The 18,968-nt window shown below is 65.5% G+C and carries 21 protein-coding genes; 10 read left to right on the forward strand and 11 right to left on the reverse strand.

Annotated elements, in window-relative coordinates:
* Position 1: 1 nt before the first annotated feature.
* From BJY22_RS01670 to BJY22_RS42800, 5 genes are all read right to left on the reverse strand, one after another.
* The gene (locus tag BJY22_RS01670; RefSeq protein WP_167203415.1) at positions 2 to 1,201 is read right to left on the reverse strand and encodes a restriction endonuclease subunit S; all 1,200 of its coding nucleotides are present in this window, start codon (positions 1,199 to 1,201) and stop codon (positions 2 to 4) included.
* Positions 1,194 to 1,667 carry a hypothetical protein gene (locus tag BJY22_RS01675; protein ID WP_167203416.1) on the reverse strand — a complete coding sequence of 158 codons (474 nt, stop codon included), beginning with the start codon at positions 1,665 to 1,667 and terminating at the stop codon, positions 1,194 to 1,196. Before BJY22_RS01675 ends, BJY22_RS01670 begins: the two co-directional genes overlap by 8 nt.
* Entirely contained in the window at positions 1,660 to 3,174 is a 1,515-nt protein-coding gene (locus BJY22_RS01680; protein WP_167203417.1) for an N-6 DNA methylase, read from the reverse strand. Before BJY22_RS01680 ends, BJY22_RS01675 begins: the two co-directional genes overlap by 8 nt.
* A 131-nt stretch (positions 3,175 to 3,305) precedes the next feature.
* Positions 3,306 to 4,448, reverse strand: a complete 1,143-nt coding sequence (locus BJY22_RS01685) for a helix-turn-helix domain-containing protein (RefSeq protein ID WP_167203418.1) — start codon at positions 4,446 to 4,448, stop codon at positions 3,306 to 3,308.
* Positions 4,449 to 4,453: 5 nt separating this feature from the next.
* Positions 4,454 to 4,804 carry a hypothetical protein gene (locus BJY22_RS42800; RefSeq protein WP_167203419.1) on the reverse strand — a complete coding sequence of 117 codons (351 nt, stop codon included), beginning with the start codon at positions 4,802 to 4,804 and terminating at the stop codon, positions 4,454 to 4,456.
* Between the two features lie 120 nt (positions 4,805 to 4,924).
* Here BJY22_RS42800 and BJY22_RS01695 point away from each other — a divergent pair, with 120 nt between their 5' ends.
* The 4 genes from BJY22_RS01695 to BJY22_RS01710 are packed head-to-tail and all read left to right on the forward strand — an operon-like array spanning position 4,925 to position 7,843.
* Positions 4,925 to 5,371, forward strand: coding sequence for a hypothetical protein (locus BJY22_RS01695; protein ID WP_167203420.1), 447 nt, complete (start codon positions 4,925 to 4,927; stop codon positions 5,369 to 5,371).
* Positions 5,372 to 5,385: 14 nt separating this feature from the next.
* Positions 5,386 to 5,850: a DUF7665 family protein gene (locus BJY22_RS01700; RefSeq protein ID WP_167203421.1), complete on the forward strand. Its 465-nt coding sequence runs from the start codon at positions 5,386 to 5,388 to the stop codon at positions 5,848 to 5,850.
* Positions 5,851 to 5,870: 20 nt separating this feature from the next.
* Positions 5,871 to 6,491 (forward strand): MPN domain-containing protein, encoded by a 621-nt coding sequence (locus BJY22_RS01705; RefSeq protein WP_167203422.1) that lies wholly within the window; start codon positions 5,871 to 5,873, stop codon positions 6,489 to 6,491.
* Positions 6,488 to 7,843 carry a hypothetical protein gene (locus BJY22_RS01710; RefSeq protein WP_167203423.1) on the forward strand — a complete coding sequence of 452 codons (1,356 nt, stop codon included), beginning with the start codon at positions 6,488 to 6,490 and terminating at the stop codon, positions 7,841 to 7,843. The genes BJY22_RS01705 and BJY22_RS01710 overlap by 4 nt, the downstream gene beginning before the upstream one ends.
* 947 nt (positions 7,844 to 8,790) lie before the next feature.
* On the opposite strand, the gene BJY22_RS01715 is transcribed toward BJY22_RS01710, so the two are convergent.
* From BJY22_RS01715 to BJY22_RS01725, 3 genes are all read right to left on the reverse strand, one after another.
* Positions 8,791 to 9,189 carry an Imm1 family immunity protein gene (locus BJY22_RS01715; protein WP_167203424.1) on the reverse strand — a complete coding sequence of 133 codons (399 nt, stop codon included), beginning with the start codon at positions 9,187 to 9,189 and terminating at the stop codon, positions 8,791 to 8,793.
* Positions 9,190 to 10,023: 834 nt separating this feature from the next.
* Complete coding sequence (locus tag BJY22_RS01720; protein WP_337758019.1) at positions 10,024 to 10,887, reverse strand: phosphotransferase family protein; 864 nt, start codon at positions 10,885 to 10,887, stop codon at positions 10,024 to 10,026.
* A 17-nt stretch (positions 10,888 to 10,904) separates the two neighbouring features.
* Complete coding sequence (locus BJY22_RS01725) at positions 10,905 to 12,224, reverse strand: NsdA family TPR-like regulatory protein (RefSeq protein WP_337758020.1); 1,320 nt, start codon at positions 12,222 to 12,224, stop codon at positions 10,905 to 10,907.
* 216 nt (positions 12,225 to 12,440) lie between these two features.
* Here BJY22_RS01725 and BJY22_RS01730 point away from each other — a divergent pair, with 216 nt between their 5' ends.
* The 3 genes from BJY22_RS01730 to BJY22_RS01740 all read left to right on the forward strand — a co-directional run bounded on the left by BJY22_RS01730 (position 12,441) and on the right by BJY22_RS01740 (position 14,249).
* Positions 12,441 to 12,641 carry a hypothetical protein gene (locus BJY22_RS01730; RefSeq protein WP_167203425.1) on the forward strand — a complete coding sequence of 67 codons (201 nt, stop codon included), beginning with the start codon at positions 12,441 to 12,443 and terminating at the stop codon, positions 12,639 to 12,641.
* 82 nt (positions 12,642 to 12,723) lie between these two features.
* On the forward strand, positions 12,724 to 13,050 hold the full coding sequence (locus BJY22_RS01735; RefSeq protein ID WP_167203426.1) for a hypothetical protein: 327 nt from the start codon (positions 12,724 to 12,726) through the stop codon (positions 13,048 to 13,050).
* Between the two features lie 356 nt (positions 13,051 to 13,406).
* Complete coding sequence (locus BJY22_RS01740) at positions 13,407 to 14,249, forward strand: class I SAM-dependent methyltransferase (protein WP_337758021.1); 843 nt, start codon at positions 13,407 to 13,409, stop codon at positions 14,247 to 14,249.
* 33 nt (positions 14,250 to 14,282) lie between these two features.
* Here BJY22_RS01740 and BJY22_RS01745 read toward each other — a convergent pair whose 3' ends face one another.
* Positions 14,283 to 14,807, reverse strand: coding sequence for a hypothetical protein (locus BJY22_RS01745; RefSeq protein WP_167203428.1), 525 nt, complete (start codon positions 14,805 to 14,807; stop codon positions 14,283 to 14,285).
* Positions 14,808 to 14,915: 108 nt separating this feature from the next.
* On the opposite strand from BJY22_RS01745, the gene BJY22_RS01750 reads away from it, so the two are divergent.
* The 3 genes from BJY22_RS01750 to BJY22_RS01760 are packed head-to-tail and all read left to right on the forward strand — an operon-like array spanning position 14,916 to position 16,501.
* Positions 14,916 to 15,176: a hypothetical protein gene (locus BJY22_RS01750; protein WP_167203429.1), complete on the forward strand. Its 261-nt coding sequence runs from the start codon at positions 14,916 to 14,918 to the stop codon at positions 15,174 to 15,176.
* Positions 15,177 to 15,194: 18 nt separating this feature from the next.
* Complete coding sequence (locus BJY22_RS01755) at positions 15,195 to 16,064, forward strand: DddA-like double-stranded DNA deaminase toxin (protein ID WP_167203430.1); 870 nt, start codon at positions 15,195 to 15,197, stop codon at positions 16,062 to 16,064.
* Positions 16,061 to 16,501 carry an Imm1 family immunity protein gene (locus BJY22_RS01760; RefSeq protein ID WP_167203431.1) on the forward strand — a complete coding sequence of 147 codons (441 nt, stop codon included), beginning with the start codon at positions 16,061 to 16,063 and terminating at the stop codon, positions 16,499 to 16,501. The genes BJY22_RS01755 and BJY22_RS01760 overlap by 4 nt, the downstream gene beginning before the upstream one ends.
* A 405-nt stretch (positions 16,502 to 16,906) precedes the next feature.
* Here the strand turns inward: BJY22_RS01760 and istB are convergent, their stop codons facing one another.
* Entirely contained in the window at positions 16,907 to 17,725 is an 819-nt protein-coding gene (istB, locus tag BJY22_RS01765; RefSeq protein WP_167203432.1) for an IS21-like element helper ATPase IstB, read from the reverse strand.
* Positions 17,725 to 18,939: an IS21 family transposase gene (gene istA / locus BJY22_RS01770; RefSeq protein WP_167203433.1), complete on the reverse strand. Its 1,215-nt coding sequence runs from the start codon at positions 18,937 to 18,939 to the stop codon at positions 17,725 to 17,727. Before istA ends, istB begins: the two co-directional genes overlap by 1 nt.
* Positions 18,940 to 18,968 lie beyond the last annotated feature (29 nt).

Genomic DNA, 18,968 nt, shown 5'->3' on the forward strand with positions numbered 1-18,968 from the left:
GTCAGAGCACCTCGGGCAGTAGAGCTTCATAGGACTCTGGGATCTCGACCTCCTGGTTGAGCAGTGCGGTGAGAAGCGCTGATCGGAAGGCGCGGAGAAGAGCAAGCTCAGCGACGAGTTCCTCGAGATCCTGGTCCAACGCCCGCATCGCTTCACCGATCTTTGTCTGGATATCGGGTCCCGGAATCGCGACCTCGATTTTTCCCAGGTTTTCGGCAGAGATTCGCGTCACCTTTGTGCCGGCCGCATATTGCACCTTCTGCGCCTGGAAGGCCGGAGAGATGAAGACGTAAGAGGCGAACACTGGGTCTAGGCTATGCCTGAAGATGTAGGCGTCATCATGCAAGGCGACCTCGCCATTCCCCAGCCAAACGGTGGCCTTTCCGAGATCGTCGGTGTTCTCGCTAGTTGCAGCGATGACCACATCGCCGTAGCCAGCCAGGCGCATCCGATCTCTGAACGAGTCAGGAAGGTAGGTCAGCGGCTCAGTAGTAATTGCCCCAAGATCTGTATGGATCTGGCCATAGTGGATGCACCCGAGTCCAGAATCGACGTAATCATTCTTGGTGAACCTTCTACCACGGATGAAGCTCCCCACTTCATTCAGGGATCTGATGGACCCGTTGCTCTCAGGTTCGCTTACGAGGGATCCTACGAGCGGCGTTCGCATTGCCTCGCCGGTCACGATCTCTCGTTGTAACGCCTCGACCAGCGCGTCCACCGCGGCCATGGCGTCGACGATGCGGCGCTGCTCAGGTAGGGACGGAAGGGCAAGCTCGATGGTCAGGAAGTCGCCCGGTTTCACTCGTTCCCGGCGCCCGCCCATGCCAGTCGAGAGACCCTGCAACTGAGCCCAGAGTCGCTTTGTAGTCGTCACGAGAGCGAAGTACTCGGGGAGCAGGCGCTCTCCGCAGGTGAATGTCGGGAACTCCTGCGACGCGAAGATCTCCCCAAGGCCGTGCGGCGCGACTGTGATGGCCCCTTCGAATGCCTTCAGGCGGCTGTACACGATCTGATTCGGGCGCAGGCGGTTCAAGGTCTTGTACGAAATCTCGCTACCAAGAACTGCCTCGCGCCGCAACAGCCCCCGACCGCGGTTGAGCACGCCGAAGATGTCGTAGGAGGTTCCCGCGGAAACCGGAACCGCGTCGATGTCGAGTTTGATGACTTCACCCAGCTGGACCATCGCCCAGTCACTCATGCCGGCCTACCTCCTTGGCGCGAACCCATACGGCGCGGCACCAGTGATTCATTTCTGCTAGGCGCGTCTCAACTTCATCGTCGTCTGGAATCGGCATGGGCATACCGGACCTAGGATTGACCGTCCGATGGCTCTCAAAGCCGGCGATCAGCCGGAATCCATTCTCGTCCGGCTCAGTCTCAACATAGTCGTATCGCATCACCGAGTGGGCGAGCCTATTCCGGTACTGGGAGAAGCGCGCGAGGTCCTCGGCGAGGACCGGGGCGACCTCGTTCTTCAAAGCCTTGCGCAACTCGTCGGAGAACTTGGCGAGTTCGAGATGTTCGTCATCTTCCGGCAGTCGGTTCTTCCGTGTTGCAAACAAGAGGTACGCCGCATGGTCCTCGCACGCCGCAAAGACGACCGCGACACGACCGACGTTGAGGTAGTGGCGGTCCTTCTCTACATCGGGAAGCACGTCATTCATCGGACACCTCTACCATGCTCACGTCGATGCCGACTGCGGCGAGACGCTCAAACATGACAGCCTCGGTGTCGATCCGGTGCTGACGTGCATCGGCGTATGCGATGAGCGCCGCACCCAGGTCCGGGGTTTCCTCAGCGGCAACCTTGATGTATCGGCTGAGGTTCAGGTTGAAGCCGTTCTGCTCGATCTCCTCGAATGGGACGAGCCGGACCTCAGTACCCCCGCTGCCGTCAGGGCCTTCACCGGTGCGGTAGGCATCGACAAGGGTGTTGACATCCCGCCGTGACATGACGTTTTGGTTCTTTCCCTTATTGAACCTGGCCGACCCGTCGATGAACAGGACGTTGTCCTTGCGCTCGGCACTCTTCTGGTTGCGGAAGATCAGCAGACAGGCCGGGATGTCGGTCGAGTAGAACAGCTTCGGCGGCAGTCCGACGACGGCCTCGAGGAGGTCCTTCTCGATGAGGCATTGCCGGATCTTCGCCTCAGCGCCACCGCGGAATAGAACTCCGTGGGGCATCACGACGCCAACGCGTCCAGAGGCGGAGCTCATCGAGGAGATCATGTGCTGAACAAACGCGAAGTCGCCGCTCTTCGCCGGCGGGACCCCGCAGATCGCGCGCGGATCGGATGCCCAGCGGTCGGCTCCCCAGTTCGACAGCGAGAACGGCGGATTGGCGATGACCACGTCGAAGGTCCGGACGGCGCCAGTGGTGTCTTTGAACGCCGGCGCGCGGAGGGTGTCTCCACGCTTGATGTCGAAGTCCTCGATCTCATGCAGGAACAGATTCATCCGGGCGATCGAGGCGGTGGTCAGGTTGATCTCCTGGCCATACAGCCGCAGTGTGCGGTGGTCCCTACCTGACTCTCGCAACTGGTTGATCGTGGCGACCAGCATGCCGCCCGAGCCGCAGGTCGGGTCGTAGACGGACTCCCCGGGCTCGGGCTGGAGGATCCCGACCAACAGGTTGACGACCTCACGGGGTGTGAAGAACTCCCCGGCCTTCTTGCCGGACTCGTCGGCGAAATTCTTCAGCAGGTACTCATAGCCGGCTCCGAGCAGGTCGTGGGACACCGTCGACGGGTCGAGCCGGATCTGGTTGAAGGACGTAATCAGGCCGAGCAGCGCAGACTCCGGGATCCGCTCCTTGTTGCCCCATGATGCGTCGCCGAACACCCCGGCGAGCGAGCGAGGGTTGGCCTTCTCGATCCGCTGGAAGGTCCTCGCGATCTCGGCGCCAAGATTCTTGACCTTCCCGGTCGTCTCCGACCAGAGCGTGCCTTCCGGCATCTCGAACCGGTGGAAATCAGCCTCAATCTCGTCGTCGAGGTCGTCGCCGTACTCGACAACGGCCTGGTCGTGCTCGTACACCCAGGTGTCGCTGATCCACTTCCAAAACAGCATCGGAAAGACGTAGGTCTTGAAGTCTGCCGGGTCGACCGGGCCACGGAGCGCGTTCGCAGCGGCCCACAGTCGGGATTCGAGCTCTTGCTGAGTGATCGTCACAGGGGTGAGGTCCTTCGTGGTGAGTCGGTACCCCGATTATGAAGGAGAGCGTCGACATGACACCGGAGATCGACGCCGCAGGCCACGGCCAATAGATGCAACTGGGCCGATATTGGGCTTCATCCGCGGCCTCACAGTTCGATTTTGCGTCGAAGGCCCGCGAACGCCTTGAAACCCGTCGGTCCGAGCGCGTATGCGACTTGACCGGCCACGATGCCAGGGTCGATGCCGAGCTGATCCGCTACGGCGACCGCCTGGGACTTTGTCCGTACCTGCCAAAGAACCTCGTCCTGACGGGATCGCAAAAGGACCTGACGGGCATAGTCGTTCGCCTCGGACTCAGCGCCGTCGCCGTCGTCTCCGTCCTCGGTGAGGTGGACGAAACTGCGGCGCTTGGGGTGCAGGAGGATGTGGGCGCACTCATGAAAGAAGTGGAACCACAGGCCGTCTTCGTACCTGCCGCGGCCGGAGAGAATCACCACTGGGCGGCCGGTGCCGATCCAGCGCGTCGCCGCGTAGGCCCGGGTGCCGGTCACGTCGGGTTCGTAAACGACGGCGACCCCGACCGCCGCACAACGGGAGGAGAGTAGGGGAAATGCCTCGCCGATCGGCAGCCGGGTGAGATCAGGCAGCTGGAAGACCAGCCTGACGAAGGCCTCCGTGTCGAATACCGACAGGTCCAGGGCTTCCGCCTGTCGTTCTCCGAGCCGCAGCCACAATGCGGTTGCGTCGCGGTTCACCGAGAGGTGCTGGGCGCGGCGGAACGACAACGCGGCCTCGGAGTACACATGGTCGTAGGCATCCGGGCTGGCGACACCGAAGAAGGACAGCAGCTGCTCGATCTGCCGGTCGACGCTGGCGTGGGCATCGACCACTCCGCGGTCGACGAGGTCTGACCGTGAGAACCGTCGCAGCCATGCCTGGAACGCGCCAAGGTGCTGCCGGGCGACCTCCCTGCCGTGATTCGACTGGTACTGCGCCTCCATAGTCATCAGCAGCTGTGCGGGCAGCCCGATGGCCCGTTCGATCTTGAGGGCGGTGTCGATCGACAGCGGGACCACGGCCTTCACGACCTGGTTGACGTGCTTGGTCGACAGCCCAGTTCTCGCCGCGAGCTCGGTCTGGCTCAGCCCGCGGACGGCGAGTTCGTCGCGAATCAGCTCACCAGGCGGCACCGCGTAGTCGTGCGGAATCGCCGCGGGCACCTCGGGGAGGACGGCCGCGCGACGCGGCGACCCGGTGGACCCGGTGGACCCGGTGGGTTTGCCGGACACCGGACTCACGCGCTGACCGCCTGGGCGAGCGCGAGGCCGACAGCCAAGATGACGACGGACTGGATCTTCATCAGACTCTCCAAAGTATGGGCAGTCGCGAGCGTGCGGCCATATCGATCCGCGGGACGGACAACGACACCGGTACGGCGCGTCCCGAAGAAGTAGTCGGCTGTCGCACCGCTGTCGAGGCGGATCAGCGAGCGGCTGCGGACCTGTCCCAGGTCGGCCAGGTTCGCCGCGGCGAACAGCGCGGCGAGGGTCAGCAGCAGTTCGTTCGCCGTTGCCGGATCCGCCTGCTGAATGCTCCCCGGCTCGATGGCCGCCGCGACCCCGAGGTCCGCGCACACCACGTCCACTACTTCCTCCTAGCAGCATTTACCGATCCGGTAAATCTCTGTGCTACCTTGATGCACCAGATAGGTAAAGCGTACTCGGCAGCCGGTTCAGCGGCTGCCGAGACACTCCAAGGAGATGACATGCGCATCTACGTACACGACCACGAGGGCGTCGACGTCCTGGACGCCGACCGCGACCGCACCCTGGCAGACGTTCTCGGTGGTCCGTCCGTGCTGTGGGCCGAGGACCGCGACGAGCCCCTGGACACCGACGCGACCGTGAGCTCGCTCGGCGCCGGGGCGGCCGCCCACGTCCACAAGGGCAATGGCCTGATCACCGTGACGGTCTCCTACAACGGCCGCGACCTCAGCCGCAGCTTCGGTCCGGGTTCGACCATCGAGCGGGTACTGGCGTGGGCGGTGGGCTCCGCCGGCTTCGAGGTCGACCCGGAAACTGCCCACGATCTGGTCCTGCGTCTTCCCGGACAGACTGAGGACCTCGACCCGGGCACCCACATCGGCACGCTCGCCCCGAACGGTGGCGAGCTCGCGCTCGATCTGCTGCCGTCGGCTCGTTTCGCCGGCTGAACGGGACGTACACCATGATCGATCCGGACGAGCGTTCGCTGGTCGCGGACCTCGCCGCCGTGAAGTTCACGGCTGGTGGCGATCGCGGCTGGTGGCGGCTCGTCGGCCGCGACGCGATCAGCGTCGTCTTCGAGGTGCGAGCGGCGACCGGACGCACGATCGGGCTGCGCGCCGACTTCAGCGGCTACCCCTCCCAACCGCCGACCGCCCAATTGTGGGACCTCGAGAGCGGCACCCTCTTGCCGATCACCGACTGGCCCAGCGGCGGCCGTGCCTCGGAGGTCTTCAACCCCAACTGGGCTCGCGGCAACAACTGGGCCTTCTACTTCCCGTTCGACCGTCGAGCTCTGGTCGGTCACGGCCCCTGGGCGCAACAGCACCCAGGACATGTGTGGACCGCGACCCACGATGTCTCCGACTACCTCACGCTGGTTCGAGACGTTCTCCGATCCGCCACCAGTCCCGCGCTCGCCGCCTGAGCAGCCGAGGAACAACCCCGATGCACAGCAAGCACTCGCCCGCACCGGCCGCGTTGCAGGCCGCCGCCGGACGTACGCCGGAACTCCACCTGACCCGCGAGCGCTGGCACTGCCTGCTCCGTGAGCTGGCGCGCCGGGGCGCTGGAACGCGAGAGTCCGGAGCGTTCCTCCTCGCTCATATGTCGCGTCCGCAGGACGTCGTGGAGGTCGCGTACTACGACGACCTGGACCCGGCCTGCCTCACTGGCGGGATCACCTTCGCCGGCACCGGCTACAGCCAACTTTGGGCGTTGTGCCGAGCTCGCGGCCTGACCGTGGTCGCGGACATCCACACCCACCCGGGCGTCGGCGTACGGCAAAGCCGCATCGACGCCACCAACCCGATGATCAGCCAGCCCGGTCATGTCGCGATCATCGTCCCCGACCTGGGCCGCTCCCCCGAGCCGGACCTCGTCGGCGTCCACGTGTACGCCGGAGGCCATCATTGGACCTCGTACCTGGGTAACTGCAACCGGTCCGTTCTGAAGATCGACGGTCCTGGACGCAGCTCCGTGCGCCGGGCTGCGCAATCCCTTCGCCGGGCGATCACCGCTGTGCGAGACAGGCTGCCGGTGCACGGTGCTCACAGGAGCAGCCGATGACGCTCCCCGACCCCGATGCGCTGAACCGGACCGCGAAGATCCTGGTCGACAGCGGAGCGCCCAGTTTCGAGGCGGCCGAGAGGACTATTGCAGGTTGGACGATCCAGCTCGCGCTCGGCACCGAGGCCTGTCTGCTTCCGGTTCAGGTGGCGGCCCTCACCGCCGCCGTCACCGCCAAGCGGGCCGCGGGCGTCGTCACGGCCGCCCTGGCCGACGACGCGGAGATCCCATGCCTCGTTCCAGGCTTCAGACAGTCGACCCTCCGTGCCGCGCTCGAGACCCTGGGGGCGGTCGTGGTCGTCCCGGGCGTTCTCGATGCCGATCACCCCACAATCGCGATCGGCGACGTGGTGGTACGCACGAACACGATCAGGCTCCAGGTCTCGTGGGACGGCTGGGTGGCCGCGGTGAGTACCGATGGCACCCGGCTACGCGAGAGCGGCGAAATGCCACTCGCACCCGTGGCAGCCGCCGCGCTCGCCGTCAACGAGGCGTTCGGCTACCTCCGAGGCACACCCGACCACGGGTTCCGCAGCCGGCATCTGTCTCTCTGGACGCCAGAGGCGTCCACGCTGGACACGGCGCTCGCCGACAACGGGCCTGCTCTGCGTCATCTACCCGACGGAGCTTGGTTTGTCGGCCTCGGCCACCTCGGACAGGCCTACGCATGGTGCTGGCGTCTCCTTCCGTACCCCGACCCGGCGTCCTGCATGATCTTCCTGCAGGACGCCCAGCAGGTCAGCAAGGCAAACGAGTCGACCGGAGTCCTGGTCGGCGGAAACGACCTCGGCAAGCTCAAGACCCGGCTGGTTGACGCCGTATTGGCGCAAGCAGGTTTCTCGACCCGGCTCGTCGAGCGCAACCTTCTGCCCGGCCAAGCCCTCGCGGCCGACGAGCCGCGCCTGGCGATCATCGGAGTCGACGACATCGCACCGCGTCGCCTGATCAGCAGCGTCGGCTGGGCCCTGGCCGTCGACGTCGGGCTCGGCTCAGGGCCGACCGACTTCACTGCCATCGCCGTAAAGAGTTTCTCACCCTCTGACGACTCCACTCAGGTCACTGCGTGGGAACACGCCCCGCAGAGCCAAGGCGAGAAGGCCCTGCGCGCGAAGGCCTACCAAGACGCACTGAACAGCCACGCCGACCCTTGCGGGACCGTGATGCTGGCCGGCCGCGCCGCAGCGGCCTCCTTCATCGGAGTACTGGGGGCTTGCTTCGCCATCGCCGAGCCCCTGCGCTATCTCCATGGCGGCGAGACCTCGATCAGCCTGGCCTACAACGCCGCGCGACCACGTGCTCCCCGTCAGGCTCGACGCGCAGACGCGCTCCGGCTGACCAGCATCCGGCTCTAGCCAGCCAAACGTCCGCGTGAGGCGGCCATCCTTCCCACCACTCCCCCAACGCCACACCGTCCCACGGTTGCTGCGTATGTGCCGATCGGCTGTTCCCGGGAGGGGCTGGGCGCACCATGTTCGTCGATTGCAGATCGGGGCTACGAGACGTCCGGCGCAGGGGCAAGCGTACCGATGCGCGCCGAGTTCTCATGATCGAGACGTCTCCTCGAGTGTTCATGCGGACATGCCGTCGCACAGCGGGAGGCCGTCGATGTCCTCAACGGGCCGGTCTGCGTGGGTTTGCGTGGAGCCGACCTTCTTCCACCCGCAGCGTTGATACATCGCGTGAGCCTGTGCACCTGGGCGGGAGATGAGACTCGCGAAAGGCTCTGGTCGGTCGGCGAGAAGGGCGTTCGAGGGGCTGGCGGGAGAAGCCGCGGCCACGGACGTCGGTGTGTACACCGATTCGATGACCGCGAAAAGGGGCCTGAAGCAACGTCTGCGCGGGGTAGGTCGGTCTTGACACCGGTCCACCATCGTCCACGCGAGAACGTAAATCTGTACGAGAACCCAATGAAGCCTCCGTCGAGCTCCCCCAGGTAAGCAGTACGAAACCATCCAAGCCGGCATGCTTCGTGAACCGGATCTCGAACTGCTCAATGTCTCCTTCCGACATCTCGTACGGAGGATCGGAGTAGGCGTTCGCGTAGAGCGGCTTGATTCTCGGGACGAGTTCGGGCGTCTCGGTCCCCGTACGGCGAGTCAAGGTCAGGGTCATGGTCGCTCCCTCCGCGTAAGCCGCTGACGTCCTTGGGTCAGGTATCAGCGGCTGGACCGGAAGTCAGTTGTGACCCCGTCCCGAGCGATCAGCCTATTGCTGGCAACGAGTGGCGGCAGTTCAACAGGACGAAGCCTCGACCGGCGATACCATAGAGACGAATGTTCGATCACCTCCATCTGAGCGCTCAGTCGACTGCCAGCTCCCAGGCCACCAGCTCCGGACATCTACCAGTGGCGAAGAACTCAGAGGCCGCCGCACGAGCCTCCTTCACGGTGATCGCGCTGCCTTTGCCCATGGTCGTCGGCACGCCGCCATAGTCGAAGGTGGCCTCCTGCGGCTCATCGAGGGTGCCAGCTGAGCGATACTTTGCGGAGCCATTGACGTCGTCGTAGAGCGTCAAGGAACTAAAGGCCGCCCCTAGCCCAACGTTCATCGTGGCGAGCTCGTCCGCGCTGACCAGTTCGACCCAGGTCGGCCGGGGCAGACTTGCGACTCGATCAAGCAGCTCGTCGAGCTCGGCCTGGCTGCCGATGCGCTGCTGTCCCACGTCATCGTCGTAGTAGGCCGTCAAGAAGTCGTTCATGCGAGCCCTCTCCCATCACCGAGATAGTCCTTACAGCCGCCTGGCCAACGGACCGTCAGCTTGGCACCGGGTGGCAACTGCCACGGCAACGTGTTGTCGCAGCCGTACCGTCCCCCGCAGGACGCTTGTTCACGTACAGGGTCATTTCTCGAGGCGTTCCCCCGCGGCGCATGAGGGCCGCCTCGCTCTCCGCGTGTTCTCGCGCAGAGGCTGGCGGTTCGGCCGCCGAGACCTGGCGCCGTACCTCCGGGTCCTCGCGTCCCGCTGCGCACATGAATCAGGCCTCCATCGTCCGGCCTGGTCAGAAGTCCGGATGTCGGCCCGACGTCTCCCCCGGCCCCTCGGGCAGTCGCCGAAAAATCTGCTCGACGACCGGAGCGGGCTCGGGCCTTTCTCCAACTCCATCACTAGAGCCACTGTCCTGTGGTCGATCCTCGATGGTGCCCCGCGACGGTGGTCCATCTTCCTCCTAACTCGTCTCATCGCCTGCCCGCGCGGGCTTATCCGGCTTGTTGGCTTCCTGTTCGTCGTCATGGTCGTCACGGCGACGTCCGTGGGCCCTAGCGACCGTCCGCCCCTCGAGCCGCCCTTGGTTCGGCGGTTCGAATGCCGCTCATCATCTGCTCGACCCTCTGCCTCTCGAACCTCAGCCTGAGACATGCAACGGGCTGCCTCTTCGCAACGCCTGGCCGATTGAGCAGACGCGGCGATAGCGTCGAGGGGCGCCTGCTCTGACGTGATCGCGAGGCTGAACTCATTCCAAGCTGCCCGATCTGCTCGGATCGCTAACGATGGGGGCGCCTTCTCGGACCAGCACAATCTCGGTCTTTGGCCTCAGCTCAGTGGCTTCCAGTCGGGCCATGGTCTCGCTCCGCGTAGGCCGCGAATACTGGCGACTCGCAGATCGGCCTGCTCACGGAGTGAAGGCTCTTCGCTCGCACGCTGGGCCGCGTAGCAGGTGACGCGCAGCTCACGGATGTCGCGCAGCACATCGAATCCGTCCCACTTGAGCACGTCATGACCGTATGCCTGTGCGAAGGCTTGGTACTCCTCGGCCGTCATAGTGCCGAACGTGCTCAACCGAACCGCGGTGCTGACCAGATCCCACTCAGGCGGTCCGAGCGAGAAACGTTCGAGGTCCAGGAGCACCGGGCCATCGACTGTTACCACGACGTTGCCAGCCCAGGCGTCGCCGTGGATCCCGCTCCGTGGCAGGCCGGCGGGAAGGTCATCGAAGGCCTCCCTGAGTCGGGCGAGCTGCCCACGCAGCCAGTCCCGATCGTCTTCGCTCAAGGTCGTCGCTCCGTCGATACGTTCGGCCAGGCGAACGAACGGGGCAAGCGGTGGAAGATCGAAGTCGTTCGGTAGTGGGCTGGCGTGTAGGCGTTTGAGTACGGCGGCGACCTCGGGCGGGGTGCCATGACGATGCTCGGGGAGTTCACGCCAGAAGGTCACGGGCGAGGCATCAATGACGACCGGCTGGTCAATGCCGGCGACGGTCTCAACTGCTCGCACCTTCACAGACGCGAGCCATCGTGCGACGGCGACCTCCTTTCTAGCGGCGTCAAGCTGCCCGCTTCGTCCGATGCGCACCACCACCTGGCCCGGGAGACGGTAGATGGCGTTCTCGCCCAGCCGAACTGGCTTGGCGCCCGACGAGGACAGGCCAACCTGACTGCACGCCTGCTCGAGCAGCACCTGTGAAGGTGACACTGTCACGAGGCGGCCAGCACGTTACGGATGTCGTGGCGCAGTTCGTCGACTTCATCGATTCGCTCGAATACCGTCGCCCGGCGCGCCAGGTCACGCAGATCGTCAGCTGCCCGACGTGAACGCAAGGACCGAGCGTCCTTCAGTGCCTGCGCGCCGATGACAGCCGCCTCCTGGGGATCGCCGACCGTCATGGTCAGCGATGCCAGCTTGATACCGCTCATGGCGCGCGAACGCACGTAGGTCTCGGTGTGGCCGGCGACGGCGCTAGCCAGCCTGGCAGATGCTTCCTGTTCAGCTTCGCCCTGACGAACGGCGAGATCCCACAAGGCATGCCCGGTGTCGCCAAGGTGCTGTGCCTGGTCGTAGTAGCGCATCCAGTCGGGATCGTTAGCGGGATCGGCCTGGGCAAATTGCTCATCCGCCAGGCCAACTGTCCGCAGCGTCTCCTGCACCTGGCCGAGCTTGGCCAACGCCCGAGCTCGGGCAGCCAACAGCATGGCTCGCTCCGTTGCCGTCAGGCGGTCGGCCCGCACCAGCGCCATCTCAGTAAGCGTCAAGCCCTGGTCCGGGTCGCCGCACCAGATGGCTTGGCGCGCCATCGAAGAGAGGGTCTTCGCGCGCAGATTCCAGTCGGCGGCTTCGTCGGCGCAGGCCTGCGTGAAGCGGAACATCCGCCGTGCGTCGTCGTGGGCGTAGGCGTCGAACGCCATCATGGCGCAGACGTGACCGAGGAAGCCGACCGATGAGAACAGCTCACCGCGTAGCTTCTCGGGGCAACGGGAGTCCAACATCTCGGCCGAGTGACGGAGCTGGGCGATGACCGCTTCGCGCGCCAGTCCGCCGCCGTAGTGGTTGTCCCACGAGCCGAAGACCCGCGCCGCCGTACGGACGCCATCGATATCGGCCTCCGTGACGATGCTCGGTACCGGTGTTGCCTGATCAGGCGTTAGCAGTTCCAAAAGCGGTGCCGAGGACATTGCAGCGGCACCTACGCCGATAACCGCTCGGAGGAAACCTTTTCGATCCACGTTCTCCACCGGTGGGGATGAGTGGCGGCGCACTCGGAACCCCAGGTCAGGATCAGTGCGTACGCCAGTGATAGCCCTCAGGGCCGCCCGATAGTCGGCCTGAGGGCTTCGAATTAGTCCCCGTTCGAGCTTGCCGATGTAATTGGCGTCGATGTCGGTCCGGCGGCCACGGTGCTGCCAGATCCACTCATTGACCATTTCGGCGAGATCCTGGCGGGACGCTGGCTGGCCCGGAGCGTGAGGCGACTCCACGCGCTCGCGCGCGTGGCGAAGTTGATCATTCGCCTCCGTCACTCGTCGATGGTGCCACAGGCTGTGACCACCGGGCACCTAACGGCGACGATTCCTCCCCAATTCCTCCCTCTGGCATCCCTCCCAACCTCCCTTCCCGGGATCCCTCCCGAGCGGGAAGGTGGTCGCCATGACAGCGAGTACATGGGTCCTCACGCTCATCGCAGTAGTGCTCTACGGCTTCATGATCCGCGACATCATCGAGGAGGTACGCGGCGAATGACGATGCTTGCTGATGTCCCGCAACCAACCGAACGCCGCGTCCGCGTCTGGTTCGGTGACCATGTCATCGCGGACTACACCGCCGAGCCAGCAACGGCCATGAAGTACCAGGCGGGCATGACGCGGCGCTTCGCGAGCCTTCGCGTGACCATCGAGCCGGCGACCGCGGCGGTGAGACCGAGTGCTGCTGACTCGTGAACGGCCAGCACCGACGTGGCTGGTGGTCCCGGCTCTGGGAGCGCTTGGTCGCGACCTTCCGTCGCTGGATGGACGAAGACCGGTGACCGGCTACAGCCGGCCATTGCTGCTCGGATACGCCCGGCGTGACCTGTACTTGTCCGACCGACACGTCGACGACATGAAGCGTGAACTCGGCGAGTTCGGGCAACTCGAAGGCTTTCTCATGGGCTCGGTGTACGTCGAAGACCCTGAAACTGCCCCACAAGCCTTCGAGGCGCTGGTCGCTTGGGTCAACCGCTACGAGATCACGGCGGTTGTACTGCCGAGTCTGCGGCACCTGGCACTGGTGGGAGATCCGGCAGAGGTGCGTGCGCGGTTCGACCGGGTCACGGGGGCTCGCATCGTGCTGCATGAGGTCACCCCATGAACTGGCGGAGTCGGTGGGGAGTCGTCGTCCTGCCCCTCGCGTGCAGAAGATCGCTGCACACCCATCGACTCCGTCCTACCGCGGTCCTTGTCCGAGTCCCCCTCTCCCCTGTGGAGGGCTCGGCCAGGGCCCGCACAGCTGCCGGCTGGCACGGGACGTGAATGCGAGTCCGCTCCGTGTCAGCCGAGCAGGCACCGAGGCCCGGACGGGTGCCTCGGTCACAGCTGGCTGGGTGGTTGGGCCTCCGCGCCCGGGGCGAGCGACCACCCGGCCAGCGCCGTCCAAGACCAGCGGGCGGGCGCACAGCCTGCAGAGCGGACGCCCGCCCGCTGTTCCACCTCGATGATAGGAGCGCAGTGGATACGCCCGTAATTCCGCTAGATCGGCCGAGCGTCGATCCAGCGATCGAGAGACACTATTCGAGCCGCTGGGACGAGGCCGCCCGGTTGAACTCGACCGTCAAAGGCCGACTGGAGCAAGCCCGGCTCTACGACTTCCTCGGCCAGTGGTTCCCGTCGGCTCCGGCCCGCATCGCCGATATCGGCGGCGGTCCCGGTGTGCACGCTGGCTGGCTCCGCGACCAAGGACACGACGTTGTGCTGCTCGATCCGGTCCAGCGTCACGTCGACCAGGCCAACGCAGCAGGCATCACCGCCGAGCTCGGCGACGGGCGACGGCTTCCATGGCCTAACGAGTCATTCGATGCCGTGCTGATGGCGGGGCCGCTATATCACCTGCCTGACGCCAGCGATCGGCGCTTGGCGCTTCGTGAGGCGCTGCGGGTGTTGCGACCGGGCGGCGTACTCGCAGCCGTAGCTATCAACCGGGCTGCGAACCTGATCGGCTCGACGCTCGCCAACACGCTCCTGACGCGGCACGGCATCGTGCGCGACATCCTGGAGACCGGCCACAGCGCCAACAACGAGCGCATGGCGCGCTGCTACTACCACCGCGAGAGCGAGCTACGGAGCGAACTCGTCAGCGCCGGGCTGCGGCCGGTCAACATCTTCGGCCTCACTGGGCCCGGTGGCTGGCTGACCGTCATGATCGACGCCCACTTCAAAAAGCAGCCTTACACCGACAAGCTTGCCGAACACGACCCGCTCGACACGGCACTGGAGTGCTCCCGCCTGGCCGACCGCTTGCCGGAGCTGGTGGCGGCAAGCTCGCTGTTCCTGGCCGTGGGTCAAAAGGGCTGAATCGTGGCGCCCTGCTGCACGGCTAGTCAGACCTCAGCCGAGCCGGCCGTGCAGCTCGACGTACTCCTCTTCGGCACGGAGCACCTTAGACAACACAGCCTCTGCGCTCGGGAGTGGATGCAGCGGGAACTTCGACCCGTCCCACCGCAGCCGGCCATCCAGGGTCGTCGAAGGCGGGATGACCACGGGCGTACCGGGCTCGATGTACTCGACACCGGTCGCCAGCGGCCCGAGGTCGGTGTCGGGCTGCAACGTGCACGTGATCCAGTCGCCGTTCGGCAGCTGCATCGTCGGCGGCCAGATGCCAGGTCGCTCCTGCTCGTAGAGGCGCTTGCCATAGGCGCCGGCGATCCGCGGCAGGCGCCAGATCGCGACGGTCGGACACGACGTGATCGCCAAGTTCGGCGGCTCGTTGACGCCCCAGGCCGCGCGGGCTACGTCGGCGTCCGTGATCCAGTCGCCATCCGGCGCACCGGCAATGGTTGCTGCCTGCACCGGAATGCCGCGCTCCACGCAGGCCAGAGCCGTGTCCAACAAGGCGTTCTTGCGTCGAATCATCTGCCTGATCGTCCTCCCGTATCGGGAACATCATTGCCGCGCCACCGCGCGGCTTGTCAATCCGGACCCAGCAAACCGCTGAGCGTCCAACCAAGTGAGGAGCCGTCCATGTCTCAAGTCGAACAGATGAAAATGCAGCTGCACGGCCTGGCCGATCAGTCACGGCAAGGCGCGGCCAGCCTGGCAGGCTTCAAGCAGCGCTTCGAGCAATCCAGCCAACAGGTCCAGGCGCTCATCCGTGGCACGGCAACCCGCGCCGACCAAGACATCGCCACCATGCTGGACGCCGCCGCCAAGTCGGTCGACCAAGCGGTCCAGTCGCTGCAGATCGCCGACGCCGGGTGTCGCAGCTACGCCGACCAGATCTAGCCAGCCGAGGCCGTACGGATGCCCTCCGAGCTGCTGCGGGTCGCTGAACAGCTGCTCGCCTGCCTCAACGAGGCACCGCGGGTGGTCGGCTATCTGCATGACCGAGCCAGGAAGTGCCGCGAAGCCGCGGCATGGATCGGCAACCAGAGCAACAACCCGAATGCCCGCATGGCCGCCATGCAGCTCGACGACGCAGCGCGACGCTGCGAGGAAGCTGCTCACTACTTGTCTCAGGCTGAGGCTCGGGCACAGCAGTGGGTCGAGCAGATGGTCAGCGGCATCCGAACCGCCGAGCCAAGCGGCGGCTCGATGGCTGGCCGGCCGGTCGGTCCAGGTGGCAGCACGCGACCCGCGGATCGCCGCCAGGACGAGGACCATCAGCCTGGAGCGGACAAGCCTGACCGGACGACAGGCGCCGGCGATGAGACGAGCCCGGAGGAAGCATCGCCGGGGCGACGGATCAGCGACGAGGAGGGCCACCGGTTGCAGCAGACGCTACCCCGCCGGGAAGAGTCCGAGCTGACTCAGCCGAAGACCCGCGGCATGTGGGTCGATAAAGATGGCAACGAAGAGGAGTTGGTCAGCGGTCGGCATGATGAGTGGTTTCAGAAAGCGACGGACTTCCTACGGGGACAGGGAATTCCGCCGAGGCACGGTGATAGCATTACCACGCCGTCACACGTGGAAACAAAGTTCGCCATGCGAATGCGAGTTCAAGGTCTGAAGCACGAAACGATCATGGTCAACAAATTACCATGCCCAGGTAAGTGGGGATGTCGGGCATTGATTGGTTTGATTCTTCCGCCAGGATCAACGTTGACAGTATTCGGTCCTGACGGATTCAAGAGGACCTATCCCCAGCCGCCATCAGAACAGGAGCAGTCATGAGCAGGGTGGAAGCGTTCTTCCGGCACGAGCACGACGACGATCCCGTCGTGCTCACCAACGCGGGCGATGCCGATGCCTTAGTGGATGCACTACTGAGCGAGTCGTTCGACTACTCCGTCGCCACGCTGTACGCGGACGGTCGACCGCTCCTGGCCGGGTTGCCCGACCATGAGATGCGTATAGCGGTGAACGCCAAGGCTGACGTGGGCGGGATTCGCTACGCCGGCGGCGACAATCAGGACGTGACGTATGTACCCGGTGCCATCAGCCAGCGTGATGAGATGTTCTATGTCTACGCAACGCATGGCGAAGCCTGGCCAAAGGACTCCGAAGTCAGCATCGAGCAGGTTCGTAGAGCTGTGCGGGAGTTCATCGAAAACAATGGGACGCGACCGACGTCGTTCGAATGGCGCCAGTGGCCCGACGATGTGAGCTGAACACCTGGCCGCCGCGGGCCAACCAAAGGTGAACGAGCGCGCCCCACACCAGGCGACGGGGCACCCGTCCCGCGTGAGGGCCTGTGGGGGGAGTGAGGCGAGCTCACGCGTTGGGGATGATCCCACGGTAGCCGCCGACGCGACGTCTGTCCCGGTCAGCCGCTTGAATCGCACGCATCGTTACCCGCACCGGCTCAGCCGAGCTATCCACAGGTCGGCAAGTAGTCATTACAGCCACCGTCGACGCTCGGCCATCCTGGTGGAGCGCGCCCGGTACGCCACCTCCGCAGCTAGCCGGCCGTCTGCGGCCACAGTGAGCTTCGCGGGCTAGGAGTTGCACCCGTGTCGGCGGCGCTCCAAAGCTGGTCGGTTCCGGCGGTTGAAAAGTGAGCGGTTGTGGGCAGTCTAGGACTCGGTTTCCCCGGTGGTGGTGCGGATGCTGGGCAGGCTGTCGATGCCGCGTCCGCGGAGGCGATAGCTGGCCCCCTTCAACGTGAGAACGTCGGCGTGGTGGACGATCCGGTCGATCATCGCGGCGGCGACGGCTTGGTCTCCGAAGACGCCTCCCCAGCCGGAGAACGGCAGGTTTGAGGTCAGGATCAGCGAGGCGTGTTCGTAGCGGGACGAGACGAGCTGGAAGAACAGGTTCGCGGCGTCTTGTTCGAAGGGCAGGTAGCCGACCTCGTCAACGATGATCAGCCCGTAGCGCCGCAGCCGGGTGAGCTCTTGGGGGAGCTTGCCGGCGCGGTGGGCGTCGGTGAGGCGGGTGACCCAGTCGGTCGCGGTCGCGAACAGCACCCGGTGTCCGTGCCGGGCGGCCGCGACACCCAAGGCGGTGGCCAGGTGGGTCTTTCCGGTGCCGGGCGGCCCGAGGAGCACGACGTTGCGGGCCTCGGTCAAGAACCCACCGGATGCGAGCGCGGCGACTTGCTGCCGGATCGTGGGCTGGGCGTCGAAGTCGAAGTCCTCCAGTGTCTTGACCGCACCGAACCCAGCGGCACGGATTCGTAGTCGGGCGCCGGATGAATTGCGGGCGCTGACTTCGCGTTCGAGGACCGCGGCGAGGTAGTCCTCATGAGTCCAGCCGGCGTCACGGGCTTGGTCGGCCAGCCGGGTGGCGGCCTCGGTGATTCGTGGCGCTTTCAGTGCGGCGGCGAGGTAGGTGATCTGCTTGACCGCCTCCGTGCTCGCAGCGGCCTTCACGGTCGGCTTGGTAGCGGTCATCAGCTGATTCCTTCCTCGGTGGTGAGCCCGAATGCGCGGTCGTAATCGCTCAGGTCCCGGGCCAGGTCGTCTGCGCTGGCAACGGCGCGGGGTTGTTGGAACTGCTTGCGCAACCAGGCGGAGGTCTCGACATGCCCGGGGTCGGTGACGGTGGTTCCTCTGGCCCAGACGCGGGGGTGTTCGGCCACGACGCGGCCCTCGCAGCGGACCCGGACACGGTCGAGATCTGCGGCGACATCGACCATCCGGCCGATCACGGCCGGGTCGACGGAGTAGTCGTTGGTGTCGAGCCGGACGTAGTAGTCACGGCCCAACCGGATCTTGTTGCGCCAGCCCAGGTGCAGCGGGATCGGCGGCAACGCCAGCATCGCCGCCCGATCGGCGTCGACCAGGTCGGCCGGTGCGGCCTTGATGGTGCGCACCACCCGCGCGTTGGCTTTGGTCAGCCAGTCGGTGAACTGGTCGTTGAAGTCCGCCGGCGAGGTGAACCTGCGGCCGGGCATGAACGAGGTCTCGAACCAGCCGTTGCGGCGCTCGACCACCCCCTTGGACTCCGGGTCCCTCGGCGGCAGCAGCACCAACTTGGTGGCCAACGTGCCCATGAACGACGCGACGCCCTCGGCCCTGCGCTGGCCGCGGCCGATGCCAGGCTCGTTGTCCCAGAGCAGCCGGCGCGGGACCCGTCCGAGTTGCTGGATCAGCTCCCACGTGCCCAACAGCAAGTCTTCGGTCTTACGGGTCGGGATCATCCGGCCGGTGCTGAACCGCGAGTGCGCGGAGGTGATCACCAGCACCGGCAACAGCTTCGCGGTGCCGTCCTCGAGCGGGATCTTGCGCGGCGGGAACCACAGATCACACTGCGCGGCATCGCCCGGCAACCAGACCAACCGGTCCGATGGGTCGACCGGACGATGCTCGGGCCGCAGCCGTTTCACGTTCTCGCGGAACCACCGGATCGACCCAGTCCAGCCCACCCGCTCGGCCAGCACCGTCGCCGGCATGTCCGGAACCTCGGCCAGCAGCGCCCGCACCGCCGGCTCGAACGCCGTGAACGACGTCGGCCCAGGCCTGCGCACATACCGCGGCGGGCAATCCGAGTTCACCGCCTTGATCACCGTCGTCCGCGAGATCCCCAAACGCTCAGCGATCCGCGCCTTCGGCACCCCCTCAGCAGCCAACCTCCTGATCAGCGCCCAGTCCTCCAAAGTGATCACTCTCCAATCGTCGAGTGCTCACTTTTCAC

It is taken from the genome of Kribbella shirazensis (genome assembly GCF_011761605.1).
GTDB classification, from domain to species: domain Bacteria; phylum Actinomycetota; class Actinomycetes; order Propionibacteriales; family Kribbellaceae; genus Kribbella; species Kribbella shirazensis.

Coding starts and splice junctions, on each gene's coding strand:
- BJY22_RS01670 (WP_167203415.1), bottom strand. CDS start 1,201: ATGAGTGACTGGGCGATGGTCCAGCTGGGTGAAGTCATCAAACTCGAC.
- BJY22_RS01675 (WP_167203416.1), bottom strand. CDS start 1,667: ATGAATGACGTGCTTCCCGATGTAGAGAAGGACCGCCACTACCTCAAC.
- BJY22_RS01695 (WP_167203420.1), top strand. CDS start 4,925: ATGCGCATCTACGTACACGACCACGAGGGCGTCGACGTCCTGGACGCC.
- BJY22_RS01700 (WP_167203421.1), top strand. CDS start 5,386: ATGATCGATCCGGACGAGCGTTCGCTGGTCGCGGACCTCGCCGCCGTG.
- BJY22_RS01705 (WP_167203422.1), top strand. CDS start 5,871: ATGCACAGCAAGCACTCGCCCGCACCGGCCGCGTTGCAGGCCGCCGCC.
- BJY22_RS01710 (WP_167203423.1), top strand. CDS start 6,488: ATGACGCTCCCCGACCCCGATGCGCTGAACCGGACCGCGAAGATCCTG.
- BJY22_RS01715 (WP_167203424.1), bottom strand. CDS start 9,189: ATGAACGACTTCTTGACGGCCTACTACGACGATGACGTGGGACAGCAG.
- BJY22_RS01730 (WP_167203425.1), top strand. CDS start 12,441: ATGACGATGCTTGCTGATGTCCCGCAACCAACCGAACGCCGCGTCCGC.
- BJY22_RS01745 (WP_167203428.1), bottom strand. CDS start 14,807: ATGATTCGACGCAAGAACGCCTTGTTGGACACGGCTCTGGCCTGCGTG.
- BJY22_RS01750 (WP_167203429.1), top strand. CDS start 14,916: ATGTCTCAAGTCGAACAGATGAAAATGCAGCTGCACGGCCTGGCCGAT.
- BJY22_RS01755 (WP_167203430.1), top strand. CDS start 15,195: ATGCCCTCCGAGCTGCTGCGGGTCGCTGAACAGCTGCTCGCCTGCCTC.
- BJY22_RS01760 (WP_167203431.1), top strand. CDS start 16,061: ATGAGCAGGGTGGAAGCGTTCTTCCGGCACGAGCACGACGACGATCCC.
- istB (WP_167203432.1), bottom strand. CDS start 17,725: ATGACCGCTACCAAGCCGACCGTGAAGGCCGCTGCGAGCACGGAGGCG.